This is a genomic window from Enterococcus sp. BSD2780061688st2 D3 (assembly GCF_005844145.1).
GTDB lineage: Bacteria > Bacillota > Bacilli > Lactobacillales > Enterococcaceae > Enterococcus_B > Enterococcus_B durans.
This window is the reverse complement of sequence record NZ_SPHN01000060.1, coordinates 1-1,380: the sequence shown is the minus strand read 5'-3', so window position 1 is coordinate 1,380 and position 1,380 is coordinate 1. Positions and strand designations below refer to the sequence as shown.

Annotated in this window: 1 protein-coding gene; it reads left to right on the top strand. The window is 47.0% G+C overall.

What is annotated here, in order from left to right; all coding sequences use genetic code 11:
- The first annotated feature begins 106 nt into the window (after nt 1-106).
- Nucleotides 107-1,186, top strand: coding sequence for an IS30 family transposase (locus tag FGQ66_RS15000; RefSeq protein ID WP_077974289.1), 1,080 nt, complete (start codon nt 107-109; stop codon nt 1,184-1,186).
- Nucleotides 1,187-1,380: the final 194 nt, after the last annotated feature.

The window sequence follows — 1,380 nt, the reverse complement described above, 5'->3', positions numbered from 1 at the left end:
GGCGGATTTTATAATGAACTTAGCCATTTAAAATAAAAAAAACGCCACGTGAATTCCATGTTATATTGAAGTTACCACAACTCTCAATAGACAAGGATGAATTCACATGACGCAAACCCATGATAACACAGTTTCACGCAAGGGAAAACATCTTTCCTACTCAGAACGTTGCCAAATCGCTATCCTGAAAAAGGAAGGCTATTCCAACCGTCAGGTTGCCAAAGTGCTGGGACGTGTTCCGCAAACCATAAACAATGAGATTGATCGCGGAACCATCACCCAGTTAAAACGCCAAACGCAAAATGGAAAAGTGTATGACACCTACTATTCTGTTTATGACGCTGATGCAGGACAGGCCTTCTATGAAAAGCAACGACTGAACTGTGGCAGACGCCCCAAATGGGCGAACACAAATGCCTTCATTGATTGGGCAGATGACAAAATGTTAAATGAAAAATGGTCGCCGGACGTCGTGGTCGGATTTGCCAGAAAACACGAGCTGTTCGATTGTGCCATCATTCCTGGCACAACCGCTCTTTATCAATGGATTGACCGCGGAATCATGCGAACAAAGAACATGGACTTGCTTGAAAAACTGTCCCGTAAAATCAAAGCGGTCCGCCCAGGACACCGTCCCAACAAGCGTGTTCTCGGGACGTCAATTGAAGAACGCCCTAAAGAAGTTGAAACACGGGAAACGTTCGGTCATTGGGAAATCGACACGGTAGTGGGAAACAAGACCAAGTCGGATGCCGTGCTGCTGACGCTGGCTGAACGGCAGACACGCTTTGAAGTCATCCTAAAGTTGAACGGGAAGGACACCGAATCGGTGGACCAAGCGGTTCAACAGCTAAGAGAACGGGCTGGCGCTAACTTCGATCAATTATTTAAGACCGTTACATCCGACAATGGCTCGGAGTTTTCTGGGCTACACGATGCTCTGCAAGATGTAGCTGACGTCTATTTCAGCCACCCCTATGCTTCTTGGGAGCGTGGGACGAGCGAAAACCAGCACAAATTAATTCGCCGTTTCGTCCCCAAGGGAAGCCCGATTAGTGAGGTGAGCGAGAACCAGATTTTGCGGATCCAGCGTTGGATGAACGATTACCCGCGGAAAATTTTGGGTTATGCGACACCACATGATACATTCGTCCAGGCATTCAAGCAAGAACGGTTGGTGGCTTGACCCATTATTCCTTGATAACGATCCTCACTCGGGACATGGCTTCATGTCTGGAAAGCTGGCCTGGGGCCAGAATCGTCTGAAGACTATCATACCTCAGTTCATTATCAAGGCCTCACTGATTTAGAATAACGAGGCAGTTACGGTATCAAACAAATGAGTTACCTGTAGTGGCTAACTTAAACTTGAAATTTACG

What these genes read in the sequence shown, in the direction of transcription:
- FGQ66_RS15000 (WP_077974289.1), top strand. Translation starts at nt 107, where the DNA reads ATGACGCAAACCCATGATAACACAGTTTCACGCAAGGGAAAACATCTT.